Below are 705 nucleotides of genomic sequence, written 5' to 3'. Positions count from 1 at the left end.
GAGGGTCACGGCTCGGGGAATCGACGCGGTCACGCGCCCTCCACCCACCCCCGGGCCCGGGCGAAGCTCGCGCGGGCCTCGGCGCGCAGCTCGGCGCTCCGGGCGTCGACCGCCGCCCCCACGGCATCCCGGCGCTCGATCAGGTCGACGAGACCGTCGGCCAGCGCTGGGGCTTCGAAGGGCCGGTTGATGTCGATCGTGCGGTTCTCGAGGCCGAGCGTCTTGGCGAGTTCGCGCACCTTCACGTCGTACGCGAGCACGAACGAGGGCACCCCGAGCAGGCGCGCACGGGCATTCTGAACGTATTGAACGTTTTGGACGAATTGGATGATAATGGATGCCATGACGCGCACGCCGATCTCGTCTCGCCAGGCACAGGTGGTGGAGCCTCCTCACGATCTCGAAGAGATGCTGAAGCTGGCGAACTTCCTCGAACAGAACTCCGCACCCGCGATGCTCCTGGGGCCGGACGGGGAGCAGATTGCGCTGCCGCTTCCCGCCTACGAGGCGTTGCGGCGAGTGGTCTCGGCCATGCAACGAGGAGAGTCCGTCAGTCTCGAGCCCATCGATCGGCAGCTGACGACACAGCAGGCGGCAACTCTGCTGGGCATCAGCCGAAACACTTTGGTGCGGCTGCTCGATGAGCACGAATTGCCTTTCGAACGACTGGGGGAGTCGCGTCATCGGCGTCTTCGGCTCCATGAC

General features: G+C 66.2%; 2 protein-coding genes. One reads left to right on the top strand and one right to left on the bottom strand.

What is annotated here, in order from left to right; all coding sequences use genetic code 11:
* Positions 1 to 29: 29 nt before the first annotated feature.
* Positions 30 to 344, bottom strand: coding sequence for a hypothetical protein (locus AC1B00_RS09595; RefSeq protein ID WP_488849503.1), 315 nt, complete (start codon positions 342 to 344; stop codon positions 30 to 32).
* Between AC1B00_RS09595 and AC1B00_RS09590 the strand changes: the two genes are divergently transcribed.
* Positions 334 to 705, top strand: a 372-nt coding sequence (locus AC1B00_RS09590; RefSeq protein ID WP_488849501.1) for an excisionase family DNA-binding protein, incomplete at its 3' end; no start/stop codon positions are given. The two genes, AC1B00_RS09595 and AC1B00_RS09590, sit on opposite strands and share 11 nt — an antisense overlap.

It is taken from the genome of Campylobacter sp. DY7, from assembly GCF_057802535.1.
This window is presented reverse-complemented; position numbering and strand designations above follow the sequence as displayed.

Bases quoted from the DNA above. Each gene is read 5' to 3' on its own strand.
- AC1B00_RS09595 (WP_488849503.1), bottom strand. From the start codon at position 344: ATGGCATCCATTATCATCCAATTCGTCCAAAACGTTCAATACGTTCAG.